Origin of the sequence: Aeromonas sp. 1805 (genome assembly GCF_013085525.1) — a bacterium.
In the GTDB taxonomy this organism is placed as follows: Bacteria; Pseudomonadota; Gammaproteobacteria; order Enterobacterales; family Aeromonadaceae; genus Aeromonas; species Aeromonas hydrophila.
Genome location: NZ_CP038515.1, coordinates 4,775,406 through 4,799,587, shown reverse-complemented (window position 1 = coordinate 4,799,587; position 24,182 = coordinate 4,775,406). Strand labels below are relative to the sequence as shown.

At 60.6% G+C, this 24,182-nt stretch carries 28 protein-coding genes; 17 read left to right on the top strand and 11 right to left on the bottom strand.

The genetic code is table 11. The features are described 5' to 3' along the window. The first annotated feature begins 98 nt into the window (after window positions 1-98). Window positions 99-308: a cold-shock protein gene (locus E5E96_RS22270; RefSeq protein ID WP_005331438.1), complete on the top strand. Its 210-nt coding sequence runs from the start codon at window positions 99-101 to the stop codon at window positions 306-308. 121 nt (window positions 309-429) lie between these two features. Next, window positions 430-735 (top strand): hypothetical protein, encoded by a 306-nt coding sequence (locus E5E96_RS22265; RefSeq protein ID WP_016351336.1) that lies wholly within the window; start codon window positions 430-432, stop codon window positions 733-735. On the opposite strand, the gene E5E96_RS22260 is transcribed toward E5E96_RS22265, so the two are convergent. Next, the gene (locus E5E96_RS22260) at window positions 722-970 is read right to left on the bottom strand and encodes a TIGR02647 family protein (RefSeq protein WP_011706664.1); all 249 of its coding nucleotides are present in this window, start codon (window positions 968-970) and stop codon (window positions 722-724) included. The genes E5E96_RS22265 and E5E96_RS22260 overlap by 14 nt on opposite strands. Before the next feature lie 250 nt (window positions 971-1,220). Between E5E96_RS22260 and E5E96_RS22255 the strand changes: the two genes are divergently transcribed. Both E5E96_RS22255 and E5E96_RS22250 read left to right on the top strand, forming a co-directional pair. Further along, complete coding sequence (locus E5E96_RS22255) at window positions 1,221-1,778, top strand: hypothetical protein (protein WP_171283174.1); 558 nt, start codon at window positions 1,221-1,223, stop codon at window positions 1,776-1,778. 93 nt (window positions 1,779-1,871) lie between these two features. Then, window positions 1,872-2,264 (top strand): DUF2750 domain-containing protein, encoded by a 393-nt coding sequence (locus E5E96_RS22250; protein ID WP_005302792.1) that lies wholly within the window; start codon window positions 1,872-1,874, stop codon window positions 2,262-2,264. Between the two features lie 114 nt (window positions 2,265-2,378). Here the strand turns inward: E5E96_RS22250 and E5E96_RS22245 are convergent, their stop codons facing one another. From E5E96_RS22245 to E5E96_RS22225, 5 genes are all read right to left on the bottom strand, one after another. Further along, a complete protein-coding gene (locus E5E96_RS22245; RefSeq protein ID WP_171283173.1) occupies window positions 2,379-4,229 on the bottom strand; it encodes an extracellular solute-binding protein in 1,851 nt (616 codons plus the stop codon). Between the two features lie 121 nt (window positions 4,230-4,350). After that, window positions 4,351-5,241: an EamA family transporter gene (locus tag E5E96_RS22240; RefSeq protein ID WP_171283172.1), complete on the bottom strand. Its 891-nt coding sequence runs from the start codon at window positions 5,239-5,241 to the stop codon at window positions 4,351-4,353. A 127-nt stretch (window positions 5,242-5,368) separates the two neighbouring features. Then, entirely contained in the window at window positions 5,369-6,115 is a 747-nt protein-coding gene (locus E5E96_RS22235) for a DNA-binding transcriptional regulator YciT (RefSeq protein WP_011706659.1), read from the bottom strand. Window positions 6,116-6,207: 92 nt separating this feature from the next. Next, the gene (locus E5E96_RS22230; protein ID WP_171283171.1) at window positions 6,208-8,640 is read right to left on the bottom strand and encodes a formate C-acetyltransferase/glycerol dehydratase family glycyl radical enzyme; all 2,433 of its coding nucleotides are present in this window, start codon (window positions 8,638-8,640) and stop codon (window positions 6,208-6,210) included. Window positions 8,641-8,692: 52 nt separating this feature from the next. Further along, the gene (locus tag E5E96_RS22225) at window positions 8,693-9,589 is read right to left on the bottom strand and encodes a glycyl-radical enzyme activating protein (protein WP_171283170.1); all 897 of its coding nucleotides are present in this window, start codon (window positions 9,587-9,589) and stop codon (window positions 8,693-8,695) included. Between the two features lie 128 nt (window positions 9,590-9,717). Here E5E96_RS22225 and fsa point away from each other — a divergent pair, with 128 nt between their 5' ends. Beyond that, window positions 9,718-10,368 carry a fructose-6-phosphate aldolase gene (fsa, locus tag E5E96_RS22220; protein WP_011706656.1) on the top strand — a complete coding sequence of 217 codons (651 nt, stop codon included), beginning with the start codon at window positions 9,718-9,720 and terminating at the stop codon, window positions 10,366-10,368. 99 nt (window positions 10,369-10,467) lie between these two features. Next, window positions 10,468-10,656: a hypothetical protein gene (locus E5E96_RS22215; RefSeq protein ID WP_024942451.1), complete on the top strand. Its 189-nt coding sequence runs from the start codon at window positions 10,468-10,470 to the stop codon at window positions 10,654-10,656. Here the strand turns inward: E5E96_RS22215 and E5E96_RS22210 are convergent. Next, window positions 10,653-11,849, bottom strand: coding sequence for an HD-GYP domain-containing protein (locus tag E5E96_RS22210; RefSeq protein ID WP_171283169.1), 1,197 nt, complete (start codon window positions 11,847-11,849; stop codon window positions 10,653-10,655). The two genes, E5E96_RS22215 and E5E96_RS22210, sit on opposite strands and share 4 nt — an antisense overlap. A 174-nt stretch (window positions 11,850-12,023) precedes the next feature. Here E5E96_RS22210 and rsuA point away from each other — a divergent pair, with 174 nt between their 5' ends. Next, on the top strand, window positions 12,024-12,716 hold the full coding sequence (rsuA, locus tag E5E96_RS22205) for a 16S rRNA pseudouridine(516) synthase RsuA (RefSeq protein WP_016351327.1): 693 nt from the start codon (window positions 12,024-12,026) through the stop codon (window positions 12,714-12,716). 11 nt (window positions 12,717-12,727) lie between these two features. On the opposite strand, the gene E5E96_RS22200 is transcribed toward rsuA, so the two are convergent. Next, on the bottom strand, window positions 12,728-13,633 hold the full coding sequence (locus E5E96_RS22200; RefSeq protein WP_029299790.1) for a DMT family transporter: 906 nt from the start codon (window positions 13,631-13,633) through the stop codon (window positions 12,728-12,730). A gap of 225 nt (window positions 13,634-13,858) precedes the next feature. Between E5E96_RS22200 and E5E96_RS22195 the strand changes: the two genes are divergently transcribed. Together E5E96_RS22195 and yfcE are read left to right on the top strand one after the other, a co-directional pair. Continuing rightward, window positions 13,859-15,496, top strand: coding sequence for a peptide ABC transporter substrate-binding protein (locus E5E96_RS22195; protein WP_171283168.1), 1,638 nt, complete (start codon window positions 13,859-13,861; stop codon window positions 15,494-15,496). A gap of 10 nt (window positions 15,497-15,506) precedes the next feature. Further along, entirely contained in the window at window positions 15,507-16,049 is a 543-nt protein-coding gene (gene yfcE / locus E5E96_RS22190; RefSeq protein WP_017410412.1) for a phosphodiesterase, read from the top strand. Window positions 16,050-16,106: 57 nt separating this feature from the next. Here the strand turns inward: yfcE and E5E96_RS22185 are convergent, their stop codons facing one another. The 3 genes from E5E96_RS22185 to flgA form a co-directional block, all read right to left on the bottom strand. Next, window positions 16,107-16,520: a flagella synthesis protein FlgN gene (locus E5E96_RS22185; protein WP_171283167.1), complete on the bottom strand. Its 414-nt coding sequence runs from the start codon at window positions 16,518-16,520 to the stop codon at window positions 16,107-16,109. Next, on the bottom strand, window positions 16,520-16,840 hold the full coding sequence (gene flgM / locus E5E96_RS22180) for a flagellar biosynthesis anti-sigma factor FlgM (RefSeq protein WP_011706648.1): 321 nt from the start codon (window positions 16,838-16,840) through the stop codon (window positions 16,520-16,522). The genes E5E96_RS22185 and flgM overlap by 1 nt, the downstream gene beginning before the upstream one ends. A gap of 90 nt (window positions 16,841-16,930) precedes the next feature. Next, window positions 16,931-17,536: a flagellar basal body P-ring formation chaperone FlgA gene (flgA, locus tag E5E96_RS22175; protein WP_016351323.1), complete on the bottom strand. Its 606-nt coding sequence runs from the start codon at window positions 17,534-17,536 to the stop codon at window positions 16,931-16,933. 222 nt (window positions 17,537-17,758) lie between these two features. Between flgA and E5E96_RS22170 the strand changes: the two genes are divergently transcribed. From E5E96_RS22170 to flgG, 8 genes are all read left to right on the top strand, one after another. Then, complete coding sequence (locus E5E96_RS22170) at window positions 17,759-18,670, top strand: chemotaxis protein CheV (protein ID WP_011706646.1); 912 nt, start codon at window positions 17,759-17,761, stop codon at window positions 18,668-18,670. 18 nt (window positions 18,671-18,688) lie between these two features. Then, window positions 18,689-19,513 carry a protein-glutamate O-methyltransferase CheR gene (locus E5E96_RS22165; protein WP_011706645.1) on the top strand — a complete coding sequence of 275 codons (825 nt, stop codon included), beginning with the start codon at window positions 18,689-18,691 and terminating at the stop codon, window positions 19,511-19,513. A 63-nt stretch (window positions 19,514-19,576) separates the two neighbouring features. After that, window positions 19,577-19,975, top strand: coding sequence for a flagellar basal body rod protein FlgB (flgB, locus tag E5E96_RS22160; protein ID WP_011706644.1), 399 nt, complete (start codon window positions 19,577-19,579; stop codon window positions 19,973-19,975). After that, window positions 19,975-20,394: a flagellar basal body rod protein FlgC gene (gene flgC, locus E5E96_RS22155; RefSeq protein ID WP_011706643.1), complete on the top strand. Its 420-nt coding sequence runs from the start codon at window positions 19,975-19,977 to the stop codon at window positions 20,392-20,394. The genes flgB and flgC overlap by 1 nt, the downstream gene beginning before the upstream one ends. A gap of 15 nt (window positions 20,395-20,409) precedes the next feature. After that, window positions 20,410-21,138 carry a flagellar hook assembly protein FlgD gene (locus E5E96_RS22150; protein ID WP_011706642.1) on the top strand — a complete coding sequence of 243 codons (729 nt, stop codon included), beginning with the start codon at window positions 20,410-20,412 and terminating at the stop codon, window positions 21,136-21,138. A 10-nt stretch (window positions 21,139-21,148) separates the two neighbouring features. Then, complete coding sequence (flgE, locus tag E5E96_RS22145) at window positions 21,149-22,483, top strand: flagellar hook protein FlgE (RefSeq protein ID WP_011706641.1); 1,335 nt, start codon at window positions 21,149-21,151, stop codon at window positions 22,481-22,483. A gap of 135 nt (window positions 22,484-22,618) precedes the next feature. Then, window positions 22,619-23,365, top strand: coding sequence for a flagellar basal-body rod protein FlgF (gene flgF, locus E5E96_RS22140; protein ID WP_011706640.1), 747 nt, complete (start codon window positions 22,619-22,621; stop codon window positions 23,363-23,365). A 14-nt stretch (window positions 23,366-23,379) separates the two neighbouring features. Continuing rightward, entirely contained in the window at window positions 23,380-24,168 is a 789-nt protein-coding gene (gene flgG / locus E5E96_RS22135) for a flagellar basal-body rod protein FlgG (protein ID WP_011706639.1), read from the top strand. The last annotated feature ends 14 nt before the right edge of the window (window positions 24,169-24,182 follow it).

Genomic DNA, 24,182 nt, shown 5'->3' with positions numbered 1-24,182 from the left:
GTTTTACATCTTTTCCTGTTGTTCATAAGTTAATCCCGTTTTTTGAGCTTTATCCGCTGAAAAGCATAAGTAATTATTTTGAATACAGGTTTAAAGATATGTCTAACATGATCACCGGTACCGTTAAGTTTTTCAACGAAACCAAAGGTTTTGGCTTCATCCAGCAAGAAAACGGCCCGGACGTTTTCGTTCACTTCAGCGCTATCAGCGGTAACGGTTTCCGTACCCTGGCTGAAGGTCAGCGCGTACAGTTCTCTGTGACCCAAGGTCAGAAAGGCCCGCAGGCTGAGAACGTAACTGCTCTGTAATTCTTACAGAATTTAAGAAAGCCGTGGTGCCTCTGGTTCCACGGCTTTTTGTTTATGGACGCTTCACTCCCATCTGCACAGAGTGAATGATGCTACTTCCTACTCTCTCGTTGCCTCCACTATGCTGCCATCTCTTCTGCTCGCCGCCACGCTGATCACCTCTGCCGATGTACAGGGGCAGGATACTGTCGAGGCCGAGGCAAAAGCCGTATGCCAGCAGTTTGTCGAGGTGCGCGTGGGCGGCGGCTCCCTGCCCGACGAGATCAAGGCGCAACCATTGCCAAAACGGGTGGGGGAGTGGATGGTCGATGGCAAAGTAAAAGGACCCGAAGGTCCTTTGCTGTTTGCCTGTCTGCTACGTCAGGGTAAACGCTGGGAGCTGCTCAACTTTTCGCTGTGGGCTCCCAAAGCAATCAAAGCGGTTTGAGTGCGACCAGCAGGTGCTGCAGGTGCTCGACCATGGTCATGCCGAATGGCGTCAGATAGCCACCATCTTCCGCGCTGATGAGCCCCTGTTGATGCAGGCGTGATGCCGCCTGGCAGAGTTCGTCGGACATGTCGCTGCGCAACTTGATCCCCAGGCTCATGTTGGCCGGATCAAAACATGCCAGTATTTTCAAATCGTTTACAAACTCGTTAGAAACCTGGTCGATCCCGATCATGAATGCACTCCTTACGCTAAAGATGTATGCAAACTAGCATTCCCGGATCCACTTTAGTGGGCGCTGGCTCAAACTATTGGGCTTTCTCCTTTCCATGCGTGCTCAAACGCTGCTTTTTTGGTCGTCCTGCCAGTGCTTTTTGGAGGCGTAGTTGAGTCCGCCCCTGCCATGCCAAACATGATAGGATAGGTGCCTCCTTTGTCTTTCTGGCCGAACGCTGCGTATCGGCCTCCGGTTCAAGGCGTATTCCATGGTCAAGATCACACTGGTATCACTGCTGCACACACTGGGGACGCGTTTCCCCGTCTATCCCGCCTCCCTGTTGTTGCCCCTGCTCGAGCAGCATCAGGGCGATGTCTGGCTGCCGGCCTGCAAGGGAGCGGATGTCGCCGCCCTGCGCCAGGATAGCAAGGGAGTTACCGCCCGGAGTCTGGCCCCGCTGACGGCGGCCTGGTGTGAGTTTGCCACCGGTGAAGAGGGGGCGACGCCCGAGCTGGATGCACTGGCCAATTACGACAGCGAGATGATGGACAATTTGCTGATGTACTGGCATAGCCCGGCCAAGATCAACAGCCCGATCACCGACAACCTGTTCGAGTTGCGCCGCGAGGTGGTGGATGAGGCCCATGGCGGCAAGCTGGCCGCCGCCTGGCAAGCGCAACAACAGGCCCGTTTCGAGCAGATCCTGGCCGCTGCCCTGGCCGGACGGGAGCAGCTCTGCTTCGTCGAGGTGGAGTCCGCCTACTGGCTGCGCCAGCGTTTCAGCGAGATGGCGGAGATCACCCTGGTGACCCCCGAGCTGGGATGAGATCGCGAAAAATCGGTGACCGATCTCTCATACTGGACAAGGCGCCGGCAAGATGTGAACATGGCGCCCTTTATTGCACAAGAGACTTGACCGATGAGCTATGAACTGAGCGACACCGAGCGCAATGCAGCGCTGCAACTGAACGCGGACTACCGCTTTGATCACTTCATCAGCAAGCTGGTCGAGCACGAAGAGCTGTTCGTTCTGACCGACGAGCACGGCGTCATGATGCTGACCACCGACGATGAAGACTGCATCCCGGTATGGCCGCACCCGGAATACGCCAAGGCGTGGGCCGAAGGGGAGTGGGCCGACTGCAAGCCGCAGTCCATCACCCTCAAGGTGTGGCTGGAGCGCTGGATCGACGGCATGGAGCAGGATGAGTTGTGCGTTGCCGTGTTCCCGACCCCGGATCAGGAAGGTATCGTGCTGGAGCCGGCCGACGTGGCCGACGCCATCGCCCAGAAGCAGGCCAAGCGCGGTTAATCGCTGCAGCTTCAAGCTGGCAACCCCGGTTGCAAAAAAGACCCCGCCACTGTGCGGGGTCTTTTTGTTGGTGGCCTAGGCCAACCTTGGCAAAGAGGCAGGCTGCACAGCCCCCTATTTCTGCTGATAGGTGGTATCAACCCGGGTGACGGCCGGAAAGGCCTGATCCGCCTTGATGGCGGCCTGGGTCTGCGTCTTGGCCTCTTCATCAATCCAGAACAGGCCACCGTAGCTGTAGCCGCTGTTGCTGCCGTCCAGTGGCCAGTAGAGCACCTCGCTCTTGGGCGTCGCCGGCAGCTTGGGCAGTTTTATCCAGCGCCAGGCCCCTTCCCGGGTGTAGGGCACCTGGTAGGCGGGCACGAAGCTGGCCAGCTCATAGAGCCGCTGCTGGATCTGGCGCGACAGAGCCGCCTTTTTGGCGAAGTCGAACTCCTTGTCGTACTGCTCCACCAGGGCCGTGATGGCGTCGTCATCGATGTTCATGATGTTGTTGGTCTGCGGCTTGTTGGCATTGATCTTGTGGAAGAACTCCCAATAGGCGGGATAACGGCTGCCTGACCAGGCCATCCAGGCGCTCTGGTGTTTTTTCTCCAGCATCGACTTGAAGCCGGCCGAGGCGTCCATCAGGTTGAGCTCGAGGTTGAGCCCCGCCTTCTTGGCCTCTTCGCGCAGCAGGGTGAGGCGCTGGGCGTGCTCCGCCGTGGTGTAGGTGATGGCCAGGGTCAGCGGCTGGCCCTGGCTGTTTTGCAGGGTGCCGTCGGGGCCGGGTTTGGTGAAACCGGCCTTGGCGAAGTACTGGCGCGCCAGTTCGGGGTCAAACGGGCGGGCCTTGAGATCCGTGTTGGTGAACTCCCCCTGGCCGGAGCCATAGCTGTTGAGGCGCTGGTAATCCCCCCGCAGCAGGGTGATGAGCATCTTGTCGAGATTGAGGGCGTGCTGGATGCCGAGCCGCACATCGAGATTGCGCAGCAGCGGATCGGCGGTGTTGAGATAGAGCCCAGTTGGGGGTTGAGGGGTCTGGTTGTAGAACCAGAGTCGCTCGATATAGCCCTTGGCGAACTCCGGCGTTTTGCTCTTGTCGTGCCACCAGTTGGGCATCACCAGCGGGAAGGTATCGAGCTCGCCGCGCAGGAAGTGCTGCCAGGCGATGTTCTGATCCCTGAGCACCTTGAGCTCGATCCTGTCCGGGTTGAAACGGTGCTGGAAGTAGCGCTCGTCATTGCCCCACCAATCCTTGACCCGCTCGAAGGTGACCGATTTGCCCTTCTTCACCTCGCCAAGCTGATAGGGGCCGGTCACCGGCAGCAGCTTCCAGTTGTATGCCTTGACCCAGTCGGCGCTGATCTTGATGACGTGACTGGGGGCCGGGCTGAAGGGCAGGGATTCCAGCAGATCCTGGCGACTCTTGGCCGTGCCGCTGGAGATGGCCAGGGTGTGGTCATCAAACTTGGTCACCTCGCTTATCTGGGTGCTGTAGTAGTTGTTGTACCAGGGGTCGTTGATCTCCTTGCTGCGCAGCAGCTTGAGGGTGAACAGCCAGTCATCGGCGGTGACCGGTTGGCCGTCCGACCAGCGTGCCTTGGGATTGATGCGCAGATAGAGGGTCTTGTGGTCAGCGCCGAAGGCCCATTCGTTGGCCAGCATCGGCATGGGATTGCCGGTGACGGGATGGGTGCTCAAGAGCGGCAGGTTGGTCTCCCGCATATAGCCGGCGAAGCCGCCGTTGGAGTCCGGGCCGTACACCCGCAGGGTCAGCGGAAAACTGGTCATGAAGCCGCGAAAGGTGCCGCCCCGCTTGGCGGCCGGATCCGCGAAAGCCGGATCCACGTTGTTGCTCTCCCAAGTCAGATCGGTCGGCAGGGTGGCGCTCCAGCCGTAGTGGCTCAGGCAGAGGGTCAGGGCAATGGTGCTGGTGCGCAGAAGGCGCGGGATGATGCGGGGGCTGGTGGTGAAGGTCGATGGCATGTCCTTGCTCTCCTGATGGCTGCGTCCTGCAGGCTACTCGCTGGTGGCTCCAGCCCCGATGGGGGCTGGCTCATCATGGAAAGTTTCCCCGCCCTGGTCAATGGCGACGGGCAAATAAGGATCAGGTGGCCTGTGGCTTGAACCAGCGCAGCCGGCCGCCCAGCAGATGCACCACGAATCCCAGCAGCACCAGGGCCGAGCCCAGCCACTGCAAGGGGGTGGGGTGTTCGTCCAGCAGCAGGGCCGCGGCCACCATGCCGACGCAGGGCACCAACAGGGAGAGGGGCGCCACCTGCGCTACCGGATAGCGCATCAGCAGCCGCCCCCACAGGCCATAGCCGAGCCAGGTGGCGACAAAGGAGAGATAGAGCACGCACAGGAAACCCTGCCAGCTGATATTGAGCAGGCTGCTGGCTATCAGCTCGGGCCCCTCGAACAACCAGGAGAGGGCGAGGAAGGGGAGGATGGGCACCACTCCGCCCCAGGCGATAAGGCTGGGCAGCGTGGTCTGGTAGCGCAGCCCGATCTGGCGATTGATGACGTTGCCAAGGCCCCAGCAGGCGGCCGCGCAGAGAGTCAGTACGAAGCCGAGCAGGGTCAGGTTGCCTTCGCCATGGGTGGCGATGAGATAGAGTCCGGCCCCCGCCAGCGGCAGGGCCACCCAGTGGTGGGGTTGCCAGCGCTCACCCAGCCAGATCATGGCGAACAGCAGGGTGAACACCACCTGGGATTGCAGCACCAGCGAGGCCATGCCCGCCGGCATGCCGAACTTCATGGCGCAAAACAGAAAGGAGAACTGCCCGAGACTGATGGCACCGCCATAGGCCAGCAGCCAGCGCCACGGCATGGCGGGTCTGGGGACCAGCAAGATGGCGGGAAAGACCACCCCGACGAAGCGCAGCGCCCCCAGCAGCAGCGGGGGGATCCCCTCCAGCCCCCACTTGATGGCGACGAAGTTGAGCCCCCAGCAGAGGATGACCAGAGCGGCCAGAAATTTGTCCTTGGTGTGCATGCGGCGTCCTTCGGTGTGTGGCCTCAGGCAGGAGAGGCCAAAAGAGGACGAGCATACCCCAGCCTCGGTGGGCGCCGTCAAGCCGCCAGGCGGGGGAGCAACCCGGCAACGGGGGGCAAGATGCGATTCAGGCGGCGACGCAGTGCACTGTGATGCCGCGTGCGGCCAGGGTGGCCCGCATGGGGGCGGGCAGGGCATCGTCGGTGACCAACACGCCGATCTGGCCTGGCGTGCCGAGCGGGCTCGGGTGGATGGCGCCGAACTTGCTGCTGTCGGTGATGACCACATTGGTCACCCCTTTGGCCAGCACACTGTTGACCACGTCGGCCCGCATCATGTCGCGGCCGGTGAAGCCCATCTCGGGATGAAAACCGTCTACCCCGATGAAGGCCTTGGAGAAGTGCACCTGCTCGATGCACAGCCGGGTCAGCGGCCCTACTACGCTCTCGCTCTGATGCTGGAACAGGCCGCCGAGCAGCACCACCTGAGCCTGGGTGTCGCGCAGCAGGTGGGCGATGTAGCTGCTGATGGTGATGATGGTGACCCGCTTGTGCAGGGCCAGATGGCGGGCCAGCAGGGCGTTGGCGCTGCCCCCCTCGATAAAGACCGTCTCGCCATCTTCCACCAGCTGGGCGGCTCGCTCGGCGAGGCGCTCCTTGAGCAGGTAGTTGATGTTCATCCGGGCATCGGGGTCGTCGCTCTCCAGCGCCATGGCCGAGCCGTGCACCCGCTTGAGCAGCCCCTGTTTTTCGAGCGCGGTCAGGTCGTTGCGCACCGTCACCTCCGAGACCCCGGTACGTTGGGAGAGCTCGCTCACGCTCATCTTGCGGGCCTGATGGACCAGGGTGAGGATCAGTTGGTGGCGTGGGTTCATGGGGCCTCGCTGGCTGGCAGTGGATAGCGGCAAGCCACCGCGCGGGTGGCTTGCCGGTCATAATGGGGCACAGCTGCCCCTGGTGGGGTCCGTCAGAGACTGTGCTCGGTGCGGGCGATGATATCATCTTGCGCATCGGGGGATAAGGCGGTGAAGAAGGCCGAGTAGCCCGCCACCCGCACCACCAGATCCCGATACTGGTCGGGATGGGCCTTGGCCGCCAGCAGGGTTTCCCGCGAGACGATGTTGTACTGCACGTGCCACCCCTTGTGCACCTCGAAGAAGGTGCGCAGCAGGCTCATCAGCTTGGCCTTGTCCCGCTCGTTTTCGAGGCTGGCCGGGCTCAGCTTCTGGTTGAGCAGCACGCCGCCGAGAATGGCCGCCGTGGGCAGCTTGCCGAGCGAGTTGAACACCGCCGTGGGGCCGAGGCGATCCGATCCCGACGCAGGACTGGCCCCTTCCGCCAGCGGGGTGCGGGCGTGGCGGCCATCCGGGGTGGCCATGGTGGCCGCCCCAAACGGCACGTTGGCCGAGATGGAGGAGGTGCCTGCATAGTAGGTGCCGCCGATGGGGCCGCGGCCGAAGCGGGTGTTGTGCAGCCCCTTGAGCTCGCCGATGTAGCTCTGGTAGGCCTGTACCAGCAGCAGGTCGACCTCGTCCAGATCGTTGCCGTATTTGGGGGCCGCGTGGGTGAGGCGCTGGCGCAGCTGCTCACCCTCGAGCCCGGCAAAATCCTGCTCGAGCGCTTCGGCCAGCTCGCGCTGATCCACCGTTCCCTGCTCGAACACCAGTCTCTTCAGCGCCGCCAGGCTGTTGCCCAGGTTGGCGATCCCCACCTGCAGGCCGGAGACCCAGTCATAGACGGCGCCTCCCTGCTTAATGGTCTTGCCGCGCTCGATACAGTCATCCACCAAGGCGCTGCAGAGGATATCGTGGGCCTGGGCCTCCAGCACGCTGTCGACCACGCAGTCGATCTCGATGGATTTGCGGGTGAAGTAGCGCACCTGCTCGTCCCAGCGCGCCATCACCTCGTCGAAGTGGCCGAACGAGCCTTGCCGCAGTGACTGGGGCTGGGGCAGAAAGACCTTGCCGGTGGTGGCGTCACGGCCGTCATCGAGCGCCGCCAGCAGGATGCGGGCGAAGTTGATGAAGCTCATGCCGGTGCAGCGATAGCCCCACTTGCCGGGCACCGCGGTCTCGATGCAGCCGATGGCGGCGTAGTGGTGGGCATCCTCCTCGCTTACGCCGAGCTTGATGAACTCGGGGATCACCACCTCGTCGTTGTTGAAGGCGGGCATGCCGAAGCCGCAGCGGATCACCTGGATGCAGGCGTCGAGGAAATCCTCGCTCATTCGTGCGTGGTAGCGCACCGAGAGGTTGGGCTGGGTGGAGCGCAGCTGGCCGCAGGACTCCAGAATCGCGTAGGAGAGGCCGTTGACCGCGTCATGGGCCTTGCCATCCCGCCAGTTCTGGCCGCCGATGGTGACGTTTTGATAGAGCGGGCTGCCGGCGGAGGCCTTGGAGTGGGTGCCAGAGCGGATCTTGTTCACCTCCAGCAACTTGAGCCAGCACCCTTGCAGCAGCTCGATGGCGCGTGTGCGCGGCAGGGATTCCGACAATTCCACCTCGCGGCGATACCAGGGGTAGAGGTACTGGTCCATCCGGCCAAACGACACCGAGTGGCCGTTGGACTCGATCTGCAGGATGAGCTGGATGAAGTAGCAGAGCTGCAGCGCCTGCCAGAAGGTCTCTGGGGGCCGGTGGGCGATGTGGGCGCAGTTGAGGGCGACGGTCTCAAGCTCGCAGCGGCGCTCGGGGCGTGGCTCCTGCTGCGCCAGTTCGCGGGCCAGCGCGGCGTAACGCTCGATGTGCTGGCTGACGGCATCGAAGGTGATGGCGACGGCCTGCAGGAACTGCTCGCGCTGCAGATCGGCCCAGTCCGCCAGATCGAGCCGGCCGCGCCGCTCGGCCACCTTGGCCTTGAGGCCGTCGAGACCGAGGGCAAGCAGCTGCTCGTAGTTGACCGCGAGGTGAGCATCCCCCGAGGTCATGTTGCCCTCGGCCTTGATGATGCCGCTCTCCAGCAGTCCCTTCTGCTCGTCGGTAAAGAGGCCGTAGCAGCGATCCTGCACCGTCTGGCCGCGCCAGAAGGGAGTGAGGGCATGGATGGCCAGCTTGTCTGCCTCGCTCACCGCAAAACCGGCACCGGGGCGGTCGGCCAGCTCGTCGATCTCCTTCTCGATCCAACCCACCGTGTATTCGGGAAAGAGCGGCGCCGCCCGCACCTGGCTGGCCTGGTTGCCAACGATGAGCTCGTCGTGCTTGATCCAGATGGTGCGCTCCTTGAGGTGGTGGGCCAGCGCCAGGGCGCGGCGCACCGGCAGCGGCCGGGCCAGGTGGGCCTGATAGGCTTGCGTGTAGTGACGGGCCCGCTCGGTGCAGACCGGCGGCTGGACGATGTGGATCAGGCTCTCCTTGTGGGCACGGATCCGCGGGGGCAGGGTGGTGAGGTCGAGCTGGGTCATGGTCTTATCCTCTGGTCATTGGGCAGTGAGTGGCTGATGTCATGGGGTGCTCCTAGCCCCGGGTGAGCGGGGTCAGCCCCTGCGCACGGGCACACTCATGGGCAAAGGCGAGCAGTGCCGGGTCATCGAGTGGCTGCAGGGGCGCCTGATAGGGTTGGTCGAGCAGGGCGTACTTGCCCGCGCCCAGAGTGTGGTAGGGGAGAAAGTGGATCTCCTGCACGGTGCCGAGGCGGGCGGCAGCTTGGGTGATGGTCTCGATGGAGGCGCGGTCGGCATTGAAGCCGGGGATGAGCGGCACCCGGATCTGCATGGTCACGCCGCGCTCGGCCAGACGCTTGAGATTGGCCAGGGGCAGGGCGACCTTGCCGCGGGTCCAGTCGAAGAAGCGATCCTCATCCACATGCTTGAGATCCGCCAGCAGCAGGTCGAGGTGGGGGAGGCTAGGTTCAATCTGGTGCCAGGGTACGTGCAGGCAACTTTCCACCGCAGTATGCAGCCCCTCGGCCTTGCAGCGGGCCAGCAGGCTGGCGGCAAACTCGGGCTGCATGAAGGGCTCGCCGCCGGAGAGGGTTACCCCGCCGCCGCTGCGCTCGAAGAAGGGGCGATCTCGCAGGATGGTGGCCATCAGGGTGTCCAGGCTCTCCTCCCGGCCGCACACCTGCAGCGCTTCGCTGGGGCAGAGGCCGCGCAGCCGTTCCACATCCTGATTGCCGAGGGTTGAGCGGGTGAGCTGGACACCCTGGCTGTCACGCAAGATTGCCGGGCAGGCATCGCTGCAGAGCCGGCATCCCTCGATGCATTGGCGCCGGTCGAGTAGTATGTCCGGCTTGGGAGAGCGGCTTTCCGGGTTTTGACACCAGCGACAGGCCAGCGAGCACCCCTTGAGAAACACCAGGGTGCGAATGCCGGGGCCATCGTGGGTTGAATAGCGTTGCAGGTCGAAAATCATACCGCCTCCTTTTGTTTTTGCATTCTATTTTCTTTCGTTCGAAAGTTGATTTGATTTTGATCAAACAATGTGCGGATGTTATCTCGCTAGAATGGCGACAGATTGAACATCCCATTAAGGAGTCAGAGATGGAGCTTTATCTCGATACTGCCGATGTGGCTGCGGTGCGCCGCTGGTCACGGATCCTGCCGCTGGCCGGCGTCACGACCAACCCGTCCATTACCGCGGCAGGCGGCATGCCGCTGACCGAGCTGCTGCCCGCCCTGCGGGAGGTGCTGGGTCCCAAGGCGCGGCTGTTTGCCCAGGTGATGGCCAAAACCGAAACCGAGATGGTGCGCGAGGCATTTGCCCTGCGTGAGCTGGACCGGGACCTGGTGATCAAGATCCCGGTATGTGAAGAGGGGCTGGCGGCCATCAAGACCCTGACGGCCAACGGGGTGCCGACCCTGGGCACGGCGGTCTATACCCCGCTGCAGGGCTGGCTGGCAGCGGTGGCGGGGGCCGAATACGTGGCGCCCTACGTCAACCGGCTGGATGCCCAGGGGGGCGATGGCATCGCCACCGTACAGGAGCTGCAACAGCTGCTGGCGCTGCACGCGCCGCACAGCAAGGTGCTGGCTGCCTCGTTTCGTACCCCGCGCCAGGCGCTTGACTGCCTGCTGGCGGGTTGCCAGTCCATCACATTGCCGCTCGATGTGGCCGAACAGCTGCTGAGAGTGCCGGCGGTGGACGCGGCGCTGGCGAAGTTTGATCAGGATTGGCAGCGGGCGTTTGCCTGAGGCTGCTTGAAGGCAGGATGAAGGGGCAGCAGGCGGGCTAAGCTAGAAGAGAGGGCCCGCTGTGACGGGCCGGTATTGATGGCTGATCGGAGGTGCCCCATGAGCGACCATACCCTGCTGCCCCATGGTGAAGATCTGCGCCGCGCCGTGCGCTGGCTCAGTGAGCACCATCAACACGACATCCGGGCCATCGAAGAGGCCTGCATCCGCTTTGATCTGTCGCCGCTGGATGAGGAGTTTCTCATCCAGCACTGCGCCGAGCGGTTGCGGGAGGGAGATGCCGACTAGACAAAGTTGGCGAGGTTGATGCCGAACTCCTTGGGATCGACCGTGCTCTCGATGGTTTCCTGCACCCCGTTCTTGGCCAGATCCAGCCACTGCACCTCGAGGTAGTGGCGCTGGGTCCCGTGATAGATCACCTTCACCACCGGTTTGAGCGGCTCATGGGGATTGCGCTGCATGACGATGGCCAGCCGCTGGTTGGAGAGCTGCACCAGCGTCCCCACCGGATAGACCCCCATGCACTTGATGAACTTGGTGACCAGTTCGGCATCGAAGTGGTGGTTGATCCCCTTGAGTAGAATGCGAAAGGCCTGGGTCGGCTGCATGCCCTGCTTGTAGACCCGATCCGCAGTGACCGCGTCATAGACATCGACGATGCCGCTCATGCGGGTATAGAGCGAGAGCTGCTCGCCTTTGAGCCGCTGCGGGTAACCGGTGCCGTCGAGCCGTTCGTGATGGTTGGCGGCCACCTCCAGCATGGTGGCGGTGATGCCGGGGGTGTTGCTCAGGATCTCGTAGCTGTGCACCACGTGCTGGCGCATGACGGCGAACTCCTCGTCGGTGAGCTTGCCCGGCTTGTTGAGCACCTCGTCCGGGGTCATGATCTTGCCCACGTCGTGCAGCAGGCCGCCCAGGGTCAGCTCCTTGAGCACGCTGCGGTCCAGGTCCAGGTAGCGGCCGAAGTTCGCCAGCAGGATGGCGACGTTCATCGAGTGCTCCATCAGGTAGGCATCCTTGGCGCGAATGCGGGCCAGGCAGAGCATGGCGTCACCGTGGGTGAACATGGTGTCTACCATCTCCTCGGCGACTGCTGCCAGCGGCGTGATGTCGATGGGCTCCCCCGCCTTGAGATGGCGGATGAACTTGCCCTGCAGCTCGCGGGCCTCCTGATAAAGCCGGCGGATCTTGAGCTCGCGCCCCTCGCCGTTGCCGTTGCCGGAGGAACGCTGGGTGCTGGTCGGGGAGATGGCTGGATCGGGGGAGATGACCTGCTCGATGCCGGGCAGCTTGCTGCGGGCGAGATCGACCCGCACCGTGAGTACGCCGCGCTTGACCAGATCGTTGATCTGCTGGCGGGTGGTCACCAGCCCCATCTGGGCAATCTCCATGCCGCCGGTCTGGCTGATGATGGCGATCACGTACATGCCGGGTTGCAGCTGGTTGACGGGAATAACGGGATGAGGTGTTTGCGACTTCATACGGCTTCCTGAACTTTATTATTATGCGTAACGTTAGGCCCTCTGTTGGCAGTCTAACACCGGCGCCCCGGTTCGTCATGGCGACATGCGTGGCGGCCGTGGCGCTTAGTGCTGGAGTTGTCGGCCCCGGCCGATATAATGACGCCCCTTTCTTGATGGACTCTGAGGTTGTGCATGCGGCTCGATAAATTTCTTTGCGATTGTTCCGACTTGACCCGCTCGCTGGCGGGCAAACTGATCCGGCAGGGAGAGGTGATGGTGGACGGTATCGTGGTCAAGCAGCCCGCCTTCCACATCAACGAGCAGAGCCAGGTGGAATTTGACGGTGTTACCCTGACCCTGGATCAGCGCAACCGCTACTTCATGCTGCACAAGCCGGAAGGGTATGTCTGCTCCAACGAAGACCCGGATCACCCCACCGTGTTCTTCCTGATGGATGAGCCGGCCATGGGCAAGCTGCACGTGGTGGGACGGCTCGATCTCGACACCACCGGCCTGGTACTGGTGACCGACGACGGCCAGTGGTCTCATCGCATTACTTCCCCCCGTCACGAGTGTGCCAAGACCTACCACGTCTGGCTCGCCGACCCGGTCAGCCCGGATGCCATCGCATTGTTTGCCGAAGGGGTGCTGCTGCGCAGCGAGACCGAGAAGACCCGGCCAGCCCAGCTGGAGATCCTGGGAGAGTGCGAGGCGCGTCTGACCATCCACGAGGGCAAGTACCATCAGGTGAAGCGGATGTTTGCCGCCATCGGCAACAAGGTGGTGGGACTGCACCGGGAGCGGGTGGGTGACCTGACGCTGGATGAAGAGCTGGCACCGGGCGAATATCGCGAGCTGACCGCCGACGAGATCGCCCGGTTCTGACCCTTCGGGAGTCAGTGCCCGCTGGCTCCCAGTACCAGCGTGGTGCCCAGGGTCGCCAGCAGGGCGCCGGCCCAGGCCGCCAGGGAAGGGCGCTGCCCCGAGTGCCACCACAGCAGTGGCAACAGGATCACCGGTGTGGTGGAGGAGAGGATCGCCACCATGCCGACGTCTCCCTGGCGCAAGGCGACCAGGATCAGCGTCATGCCCATGGCCATCGCCAGAAAGCCGTTGATGCCGATCATCCCCAATACCTGGCGGTTGATGGGGTTGTGCGGCAATGACAGCGGTACTCTCAGCGCCCGCAGGGTGCAGTGGGCCAGCAGGGCGCTGCCCATGCGGATGCCGGAGGCGCTGATTGCATCCACGGTGCCACTCATCATCACCGGTTTGGCGATGATGGCACCCAGGCTCTGGCAGAAGGCGGCGGTCAGGCCCAGACCGATGCCGATGACGAGATGGCCGCGCACCTGTTCCCATTCACTCTGCTGAGCATTGCCACGGCGGCCGAACAGGATGGCCAGCATGACGCCGGCAAACACCAGCATGGCCCCCACCAGTCGCCAGCCACCGAGCTGTTCGCCAAACAGCCAGAGGCCGAGCAGGGCGGAGAAGAGGGCGTGGCAGGAAAACAGCAGGCCACTGCGTCTTGGCCCCAGCCGGTTCATGCAGGCAAACAGGGCTGTGTCGCCAACGAAGATGCCGATTAGCCCCGACAGTGCCAGCAGGGGCAGGGCGCTCTGGGTCAGGGTCTGCCAGCCGCCTGTGGCCAGACTGGCCGACCCCAGCATCAGGCTGACCAGCAACATGCGCCAGCGGCTGTAGGCAAATGCCCCCAGGTGGCGCGCCGGTTTGACGGAGATGAGGGCAGCTACCGCCCATAAACTGGCTGCTGCCAGTGCCAGCCACTCGTACCCCATAAAAACTCCTGAAAATGTAGCCAGATGCAGGACGCAGGCGACAACCGCTCGCACCTCATAAAAAACTACGGAAAAAAATAGCCCGAGAGACTCCATCTCTTGGGCAAGCCCGATACAATACGGGGCGTCTTCGGGGATAACAAGCGCGGCATCATGCATTCGTATTTAGGCGCGCCGCCGGCCTTCCCCCTTCTTGAAATAAGTGTTTTGAACGAGGTTTATGTCATGGTTTTGTTCCCCGCTTCCCGGCCAGCCCGTCGCTGGCTCTCTCCCTTGCTGCTGGGTCTGCTGCTGGCGCCGCCGCTGCAGGCGACCACGGTATCCCAGGAACCTGCGCTGTCTGATCGCCAGACCCTGGTCAAGGGCAATGGCGCCGAACCCGAGTCCCTCGATCCGGCCCAGATCCGCTCGGGTTTTCCCGGTGAAGTGGTGCTGGTGGACTTGTTCGAGGGGCTGGTGAGCGAAGATGGGCAGGGGCGGATCGTGCCGGCCCAGGCCCAGCGCTGGGAGACCAGCGAGGACGGGCTGGTCTGGCGTTTCTTCCTGCGCCCCCAGCTCAAGTGGTCCAATGGTGACGCGCTCACCGCCGCCGATTTCGTCTATGCCTGGCGCCGTCTGCTGGATCCGGCCCAGGCTTCGCCCTCAGCCGGCCTGCTGCTGGCGACCGGCATCAACAATGCCCAGTCCATCTACGCCGGGGCGCTCGATCTCAACACCCTGGGGGTGGAGGCGGAAAGCGACCAGATCCTCAAAGTGACGCTGGAGCGGCCGGTGCCCTACTTCCTGCAGCTGATAAGCCAGCGCCCCTTCGTGCCGGTCAACCAGAAAGCGGTCAGCCAGTTTGGCAAGCAGTGGACCCAGCCTGGCAAGCTGGTCAGCAACGGTGCCTACAAGCTGGTGAACTGGGTGCCCAATGAGCGCATCGAGGCCGAGCGCAACGTCCAGTACTGGGATGATGCCCACACCCGGATCCAGCGGGTGACCTACCTGCCGCTCGCCTCCCAGCATGCCGAACGGTTGCGCTACGAGGCGGGGGAGATACAGCTCACCAACAAGGTGGCGCTGGAGTATTACCAGAAGACCAAGGAGGCGACCCCCGAGCGGATCTGGGGACTGCCGCTATTGGGCACCTACCTCTACACTTTCAACCTGCGTCGCCCCGAGCTGCAGGACGTGCGGGTGCGCCAGGCGCTGGCCATGACCATCGATCGGCACCTGTTGACCGAGAAGGTCAGCGGGCAGGGAGAGCAGGCCGCCTGGTCGCTGCTGCCCGGCATGCCGGGCTACGAGGCGCTGAGCTCCCCCCTGGCCCTGCAAGATCAGCCGACCCGGTTGGCCAAGGCGGCGGCGCTGCTGGCCCAGGCCGGCTATGACAGTCAGCATCCTCTCAAGCTGACGCTTACCTACAACACCTCGGAGAATCACAAGAAGCTGGCGCTGGCGGTCGCGTCCATGTGGAAGCCGCTGGGGGTCGAAGTGACGCTCAACAACATGGAGTGGAATGCCTATCAGGTGGCCAAAGACAGCGGTGATTTCATGCTGGCCCGCTCCTTCCTGTTCGGGGATTATGTGGAGCCCTCCGCCATGCTCAACAGCTTCCGCTGCCAGGATCCCCAGAACGAGAGCGGTTACTGCAACCCGACCTTCGACGGCTTGCTGCAGCAGGCGGCTGATACCCTGGATGGCAATGCGCGGACCGGGCTCTACCACCAGGCCGAGCAGCTGCTGATGGACGAGATGCCGGCCATTCCCGTCTATCACTACAACCAGATGCGGCTGGTGGATCCCACCCTGCGCGGCCTGCCGGTGCAGAACCTCAAGGGGGCGATCGCCACCAAGGATCTCTACTTCAGCCAGCAGTAAGGAGCTTGCCATGAAAATTGCCATTCTTTCCGACCTGCACGGCAGCCTGAGTGCGCTGGAGCGGGTGCTGGACCAGCTTGCCCCCTGGCAGCCGGATCACTACCTGCTGCTCGGCGATCTGCTCAACCACGGCCCGCGCAACCCTGTGCCGCCGGGCTATGCCCCTGCGGCCGTGGCCGAGCGACTCAATACGCTGGCTTCCCGCATCATGGCGGTGCGGGGCAACTGTGATTCGGAAGTGGATCAGATGCTGCTGGATTTCCCCATCACCGCCCCTTACAACCAGATGCTGGTGGATGGTCGGCGCTGGTTCGTCAGTCATGGCCATCTCTATCGGCCTGCCGAGGTGCCGTTGCCTGCCGGCAGCCTGTTCATCAGCGGTCACACCCATTTGCCCGTGCTGCAACGCGAAGGGGAGCTGGTGCTGATGAATCCGGGATCCATCTGTTTTCCACGCGGCAATCTGGCGGCAAGTTATGGCCGCTACGAGGATGGGGTGCTCGGTATTCACGCCTGTGCGGACAGCGAAGAGCTGTTGCGGCTGGAACTGTAAAAGAGAGGGGGTTGGGATGGTCGTGCTGCGGAGCAGCCAATCGTCGTAACGTGGGGATCAGGCCTTGATGCCGATGGAACGGGTACCGGAGCGGGTATTGCCCTTGGCGTCATAGGTCAGGGAGTTGCGATCCCGCAGCTTGCTCAGGTAGCTGGCCAGCCGGCGGTTGGAGACAATGCTGAGCTCGAGCAGGCGCCCGTTCAGATCGTTCTGTTCCTGGCAGGCATCGAGTTTCTCACGCAGGGTGCGCATCTGCTCGGGGTAGGCGTTCAGTTGCTGTATCAGGTCTGGCAGCAGCGCCATGGCCTTGTCCAGCTCTTCAATATCGGCAAGCAGCTTCTGCTTGCGCTCTGCCAGCTCGGGCAGCGCCAGCGCCTGGTGCTGCTTGAGCAGGTTGAACTCCTCCTCCAGCAAGCCTTGCATCTGGGAGAGGTAGTCGTCTTGAGTGTGCAGCAGCGAAGGTAAATCCATTATCCCAGCAACTTGTCGAGGTTGGATTCGAAGCTGAACATCTTCTTGGCCACAGCTTCGCTGTTGACCTGATATTCACCATTGGCCACGGCTTTCTTCAGGCTCTCGACCCGGCTTTCATTGCCGGTGGAAGCTGAGTTGAGGTTCTTCTGCATCTGTTGCAATTGCTGCGCCTCGCTGGTCAAGGAGACGGAGTCGGTCTTGACGGTCGCCGCACGGTTATCGGGGGACGAGGTCGCTGGTTTGGTATTGGCACCCTGGCTGCTCCCGGTATTTTGCAACCGGTTGTTCGCCAAGTTGTTGATATTGTTAATAGCCATAGTGTTTACCTTCGTCTGCTTTGCTGTTCGCTTACCTGTTTATCGGTGGTCATCGCCATAACTTTAGAAAAAAAGTGATCTGAAAAACACTCAGAAGGTGACCACCACGGAGCCAACAGCGTTGACTTTACCCTGCACCGTTTTGCCTGAGCGGATATTGACGAGCCTGATCATGTCTCCGAAGCTACCATCTTGCAAGGCTCGGGCCATGGTTTTGATTTGCATGCTGCTATTTTCTGCGCTGAGGGTCACCTGATCGCCCTTGCAGACCACGCAGACCTGACTGAGCCGGATAGGCTGGCCTGGCTTGAGTTCGCGCTTGCTGCGCACGCCAATGAGCGCCGTGGTATCGCTGAGATAGTCGCCGCGGATCAGGGTCTGATCCTGATAGGCCTGCGTCAGCACGCCTTCGCTGAGGATATCGCCCTTGGCCACCGGGGTGGAGACGGTCACATAAGGCTTCTGTATGCTGACCCGCACTGGCAGGTAGAGATCCCAGGGCTTCTCTTCCTCACATTTGAGGTAGACGGTGGTATTGCGGCGGATCTCCATCTTGGCGGGCAGCGTGATGGCAAGATGTTCGTCGCAGCGACTCAAAGGCAGGCGCTCATCGATGGAGGCTGCCTGCACCTGTACCTGGGCATCGAGCGGGACATCGAGCTGGCCGAGCACAAAATCCTGCGCCTTTTCTTGCAAGTAACTGGTCACCTCGGATGCCGTGGCGTGAGAAATGCTGCAAAACAGCAGTAAGGTGAGGAAAAGTCTACTAATCATTTTCGCTCGCTGGCCGATAAGTTGTTCACGTATATCACCATATTTAACTATGCTTGCTTCAGAATTCGTTCGCAGTGACATCGATAGTCTGACGCAAGCCAACACGCATGCATGATTAATGCCAAGCGTTTTTAGGGAGTGTTTATGGCCAGTATCCTGGACTCGGTCAACCAACGTACCCAGCTAGTTGGGCAAAACCGGCTGGAGTTATTGTTGTTTCGTCTCAATGGACGTCAAAGATTTGGCATCAACGTATTCAAGGTACGTGAAGTGTTGCAGTGTCCTCCCTTGACTGTCATGCCCAAGCTGAACTCCTGCATTCGCGGGGTGGCCCATATTCGCGGCCAAACCATCTCGGTGATCGATCTCAGCATGGCGATGGGCAAGCGTCCGATCGAAGATCTGACCAAATGCTTCATCATCATCTCCGAATACAACCGCTCCATTCAGGGCTTCCTGGTGCACTCGGTCGAGCGCATCATCAACATGAACTGGGAATCCATCCTGCCGCCACCGAAAGGGGCGGGGCGCATCAACTATATGACGGCAGTGACCGAGGTCGACGGTGAGTTGGTCGAGATCCTGGACGTGGAACGCATTCTCAACGAAATCTCGCCGGTATCGACCGAGGTCAGCAAAGAGCTGGTGGAAGCCAGCGTGGAACATCCGACCCTGGGACGCCCGGTGCTGGTGGCTGATGACTCTTCCGTGGCTCGCAAGCAGGTTCAGCGTGCTCTCGAAGCCATCGGAGTGCAGTGCGTATTGGCCAAGGATGGGCGTGAAGCGCTCAACATGTTGCTGGAAATGTCCAAAAACGGTCCCATCAAGGATCAGATCGCCTTGGTGATTTCGGACATCGAGATGCCGGAAATGGATGGTTATACTTTTACCGCCGAGATCCGCAACAATCCCAATCTCAAGGACTTACATGTTATTCTGCACACATCCCTCAGTGGGGTGTTCAATCAGGCCATGGTGCAGAAAGTTGGTGCGAACAATTTCATTGCCAAATTCCAACCGGATGAATTGGCCAAGGCCGTACAAGGCGCACTCTAATCAAGAAGAACAAACTGCATGAAGACACTTTCGGACGACTTATACAAACAATTCAGCAATTTTCTGGCGGTACAGAGCGGAATCGTGCTGGGTGACAACAAACAGTATCTGGTCAAGAGTCGGCTTTCACCCTTGATGACTCAGTTTGGTATTGAGAGTCTGTCTGATCTGGTTACTCGAGCGATGAGTGTGCGTGAGCGTGACCTGAAAATGGCAGTGGTTGATGCCATGACTACCAACGAAACCCTGTGGTTTCGCGATACCTACCCCTTCCAGCTGCTGACTGACAAGATATTTCCCGAGCTCGGCAAGAGTGGCAGACCGATCAAGATCTGGTCTGCGGCCTCCTCTTCTGGGCAGGAGCCGTACTCCATTGCCATGACGGCCCTGGAACAGCAGGTAAAAAAACCAGGCACCTTGCCAGGTGGGGTACAAATCGTCGGGACTGATATTTCCAGCACCATGCTCAATCAGTGCAAGGAAGGGGTGTACGACAGTCTGGCGCTGGCTCGCGGTCTGTCGCCCGAGCGCAAGAAGCTGTTCTTCGAACCTTATGGTGACAACAAGATGCGGGTGGTGGAGCGTGTCAGAAAATTGACCACCTTCCGGCCATTGAACCTGCTGGAAAGCTACAGCCTGCTTGGCAAGTTCGACATCATCTTCTGTCGCAACGTGCTCATCTATTTTGCACCGGAAGTGAAGTCCAAGATCCTCAACCAGTTTGCTGCCAGCCTCAATCCCGGCGGCTATCTGATGCTGGGGGCTTCTGAGTCTCTGGCCGGGTTGACCGACAGATTCGAGATGATCCGGTGCAACCCCGGCATCGTCTACAAGGTTAAATGATCCCCGCTTAAATCCCTCTTTGGCACACCTCTTGCTAATAATTTCTCAAGCAGGAGGTGTGCTATGGCAATTTCATTCGACAAGGCATTTGGTATTCACCAATACACGCTGAGCGTTCGCTCCAAGCGTGCAGAGGTGTTGTCCAGCAACATTGCCAACGCGGACACGCCGGGCTTCAAGGCTCGGGATATCAACTTCTCGCAAGCATTGGAAGAGGCCCAGCAACAACAGGGCTTTGGCCTTGCCACGACCAGTGAGAAGCATTTCGCCCTGCAGATGGATGCACCAGGCGTTACGCAATATCGCAATCCCCTGCAGCCCGATACCGGTGATGGCAACACGGTCGACGTGCAGCAGGAGCGCAGCGAGTTTTTGCGCAACAGCCTTGAATACCAGACCTCCCTTGAATTTATGAACAGCAAGATCAGCGGCCTGCTGAAGGCCTTGAAAGGAGAACAGTGATGAGTTTGTTCAAGGTCTTTGACATTGCAGGCTCGGCCATGAGTGCACAGTCTGTTCGCCTCAACACGGTAGCCAGCAACATGGCCAACGCCGACAGCGTCAGCTCCAGCGTGGAAAAAACTTACCATGCCAGGCGGCCAATTTTTGCCGCCCAGCTGGATCAGGCCATGTCGGACAAGCAGGCGTCGGCCGGGGTTGAAGTAAAGGGGATTGTCGAGAGCGAGGCACCCTTGCTCAAGGAGTACAACCCCAACCACCCCATGGCGGATAAAGACGGCTTCATCTTCAAACCCAACGTCAACATGGTGGAAGAGATGGCGGACATGATCAACGCCTCGCGCAGCTATCAAACCAATGTGCAGGTTGCAGACTCTGCCAAGAAGATGCTGCAGCAGACGCTCAACCTCGGCAAGTCCTGACAGGGGGACGCATAGATGGCAGATACAACCAGTGGCGTGAACGGCATCGGCCGCACGACCACCCAGACCACGGGCACGACGTCGACGCCCAAGAAGGAGCTGGATCAGGAGTCGTTCCTGAAGCTGCTGACCATGCAGCTCTCCTATCAGGATCCGTTCAAGCCGGTGGACAACGCCCAGATGCTTTCCCAGATGACCTCCATGTCGACGTCACAGGGGATCAGCAGCCTCTCCAACCAGATTGGCAGCCTCAATAGCCTGATGACCTCCAGCCAGGCGCTGCAAGCCTCGGCGCTGGTGGGACAAAACGTCTTGCTGCAGAGCAATGTGGGTTATCTGGAAAAAGACGGCTCTTTGCCAGGTGTGGTCGCCGTGGGCACAGAAAACAAGTACTCGAACGTCAAGATCACCATCGAAGACGAGAGCGGACAGGTCATCAAGGAGTTTCCGCTGGAAGGTGACCAGAAGGGTAACGTCGAAATCGTCTGGGATGGCAAGGACAAGGACGGAAACCCGGCCAAAGAGGGCAAATACACCCTCAAGGCAAACGGCACAGTGGACGGGAAGTCGGAGAGTGTCCCGATCTTTGCCTATGGCAAGGTCGACAGCGTGATCCTGGGTACGGCAAGCAATCCTACCCAGCTCAATTTGAAAGGCCTCGGTACAACAAGCTTGAACAGTATCTTGCAGATTGCAGGTACGGTGAAAACACCATCAACCCCTACGCCAACAGCATCGATCTAAGGAGCTGGATATGTCATTTAACAATGCCTTGAGCGGTGTCAACGCGGCACAAAAAGATCTGAACGTTACCGCCAACAACATTGCCAACGTCAATACCACGGGCTTTAAAGAGTCTCGTGCCGAGTTTGCGGACGTCTACGCCAACTCCATCTTCGTCAATGCCAAGACCCAGGTCGGCAATGGTGTGGCAACGGGGGCGGTGGCACAGCAGTTTCACCAGGGGGCGCTGCAGTTCACCAACAACGCCCTTGATTTGTCCATTCAGGGCAACGGTTTCTTCGTGACATCGGACGGTCTGACCAACCTGGATCGTACCTTTACCCGGGCCGGCGCCTTCAAGCTGAATGAAAACAGCTATATGGTCAACAATCAGGGCAACTATCTGCAAGGTTATGAAATCAACACGGATGGGACGCCCAAGGCGGTCAGCATCAACGCCACCAAACCGATTCAAATACCGGATCGGGCGGGTGAGCCAAAAATGACCGAGCTGGTGGAAGCCAGTTTCAACCTGAGTATCGAGTCGAAAACCAAACCAACGTCACCGACTGCGTTTGATCCGACCAACTCGGCTACCTTTGCCCACTCAACCTCGGTGACGATATATGATTCGCTTGGTGCTCCCCATGTGATCACCAAATATTTTGTCCGCCATGAGGATCCGGCTGCCCCGGGAACGCCGCTGACGCCGGGTACCTGGAGCATGTACATGTATGAAGGGAACAAGCCCATTGATATCGCCGGTGGTTCACCCAGCCCAGCGACAGGCGTCCCCACAGGCGTAAAGATGGAGTTTACTTCCGGCGGCAAATTGGATCCAACTAAAACCGTTCCAGCTGATCCGATCAAAACCGTCGCCCTTGGCACGACGGCCGGGATTATTACCAACGGTGCCGATCCCGCTCAGACATTGGAGATCCGTCTCGGTGATGTGACGCAATACAGCTCACCTTTCAACGTCACCAAACTGACCCAGGATGGTGCCACTGTTGGTAATCTGACCAAGGTCGAGATTACGCCGGACGGTATTGTGTCGGCGACCTACAGCAATGCGACGACGTTGAAGGTTGCCATGGTGGCACTTGCCAAATTCGCCAACTCGCAAGGATTGACCCAGGTCGGGGATACCTCCTGGCGCCAGTCTCTGCTCTCTGGTGATGCGCTGCCCGGCACCCCCAACTCGGGCACCTTGGGTAGCATCAAGTCCTCTGCGCTGGAGCAATCCAACGTGGATTTGACCTCCCAGCTGGTCAACCTCATCACCGCGCAGCGCAACTTCCAGGCCAACTCCCGTTCGCTGGAAGTGAACAGCTCCCTGCAGCAGACCATACTGCAGATCCGCTAATCACCCTCTTGTTAACAAAGGGCGCTTCGGCGCCCTTTTTCATGGGTATTTGCCGCCTTGGTGACCCGAGGTAATGGGGATTGGCATTCAAATTGCAGTTCCTCTGTCAGAGTCATCAGTTTGACGGAGGATCCCATGGATCACCTGCTATACATCGCCATGTCGGGCGCCAAGGAGAGCATGAACAGCCTGGCTGTTCGAAGCAACAACCTGGCCAACGCCAATACCACCGGCTTCAAGTCCGACTTCGAGCAGGCGCGCAGCATGCAGGCGTTTGGCGAGGGGCTGCCCACCCGGGTGTTCGCCATGGCCGAGCGGCCAGGCCAGAACCTGCAGCATGGCATGTTGATGACCACGGGTCGGGATCTTGACGTTGCCGTCGACGGCCAGGGCTGGATTGCGGTGCAGGATCCCAAGGGCGGTGAAGCCTATACCCGCATGGGCAATCTGCAACTGAGCGCGACCGGCAACCTGCAAACCTCCACCGGGTTGAACGTGGTGGACGACGGCGGTCAGCCCATCGTGCTGCCGCTGCCGATGGAGAAAATTGAAATCAACCGGGACGGCACCATCAGTGGCCGTCCGGAAGGGGCCGCCGCCAACCTGCCGGAGAATTTCCAGCGCATCAAGCTGGTCAATCCGGCGGTGGATGCGGTGGAGAAGGGGCAGGACGGCCTGTTCCGTCGCAAGGATGGCCAGAATGAAGCGGCGTCGGCCACTGTCGGCCTGATTGCCGGCTCCCTCGAGGGGAGTAACGTCAACGTGGTCGATGAAATGACCAACCTTATTCGGTTGCAACGTCAGTTTGAAACCCAGGTCAAAATAATGAAGACCGCGGAAGAGAATGACGAGGCTCAAACCCAGCTGCTGCGTATCAGCTAACCAAGGAGTTTTACATGAACCCTGCACTCTGGATCAGCAAGACCGGCTTGGATGCACAGCAGACCAACATCTCGGTTACCTCGAACAACCTGGCGAACGCCAGCACCGTGGGTTACAAAAAATCCCGGGCCATCTTCGAGGATCTGCTCTATCAAAACATCAACCAGCCCGGTGGCCGTTCATCGGCAGACACCGAACGCCCTTCCGGCCTGATGCTGGGGGCGGGTGCCAAGGTGGTGGCCACCCAGAAGAACCACAGCCAGGGCAACGTGCAAACCACGGACAACTCGCTGGATCTGATGATAAGCGGCCGCGGCTACTTCGAGATCCAGCTGCCCGATGGCAGCGCGGCCTATACCCGTAACGGCCAGTTTACCCTCAACAGTGAAGGGACCATCGTCACGCCGGGCAACGGTTACCCGTTGCAGCCGGAGATCCAGATCCCGGAGAACGCCCAGAGCGTGACGATTGGCGAGGATGGCCAGGTGTCGGTGCAGCTCAAAGGGGATGGCGCCTCCCAGGTGGTGGGCCAGATCAACACCACTGACTTCGTCAACGCCTCGGGCCTGCAGCCCATGGGCGAGAACATGTTTGTCGAGACCCAGTCCAGCGGTGCGCCGGTGCAGGGTGTCGCCGGGACGGACGGACTGGGGGTGATCAAGCAGGGCATGCTGGAGACCTCCAACGTCAACGTGACTGAAGAGCTGGTGAACCTGATCCAGGCCCAGCGGGTGTACGAGATGAACTCCAAGGTTCTCTCGGCGGTGGATGGCATGATGTCCTTCCTGATCCAGCGCACATAAGTAGGAGGCGCATG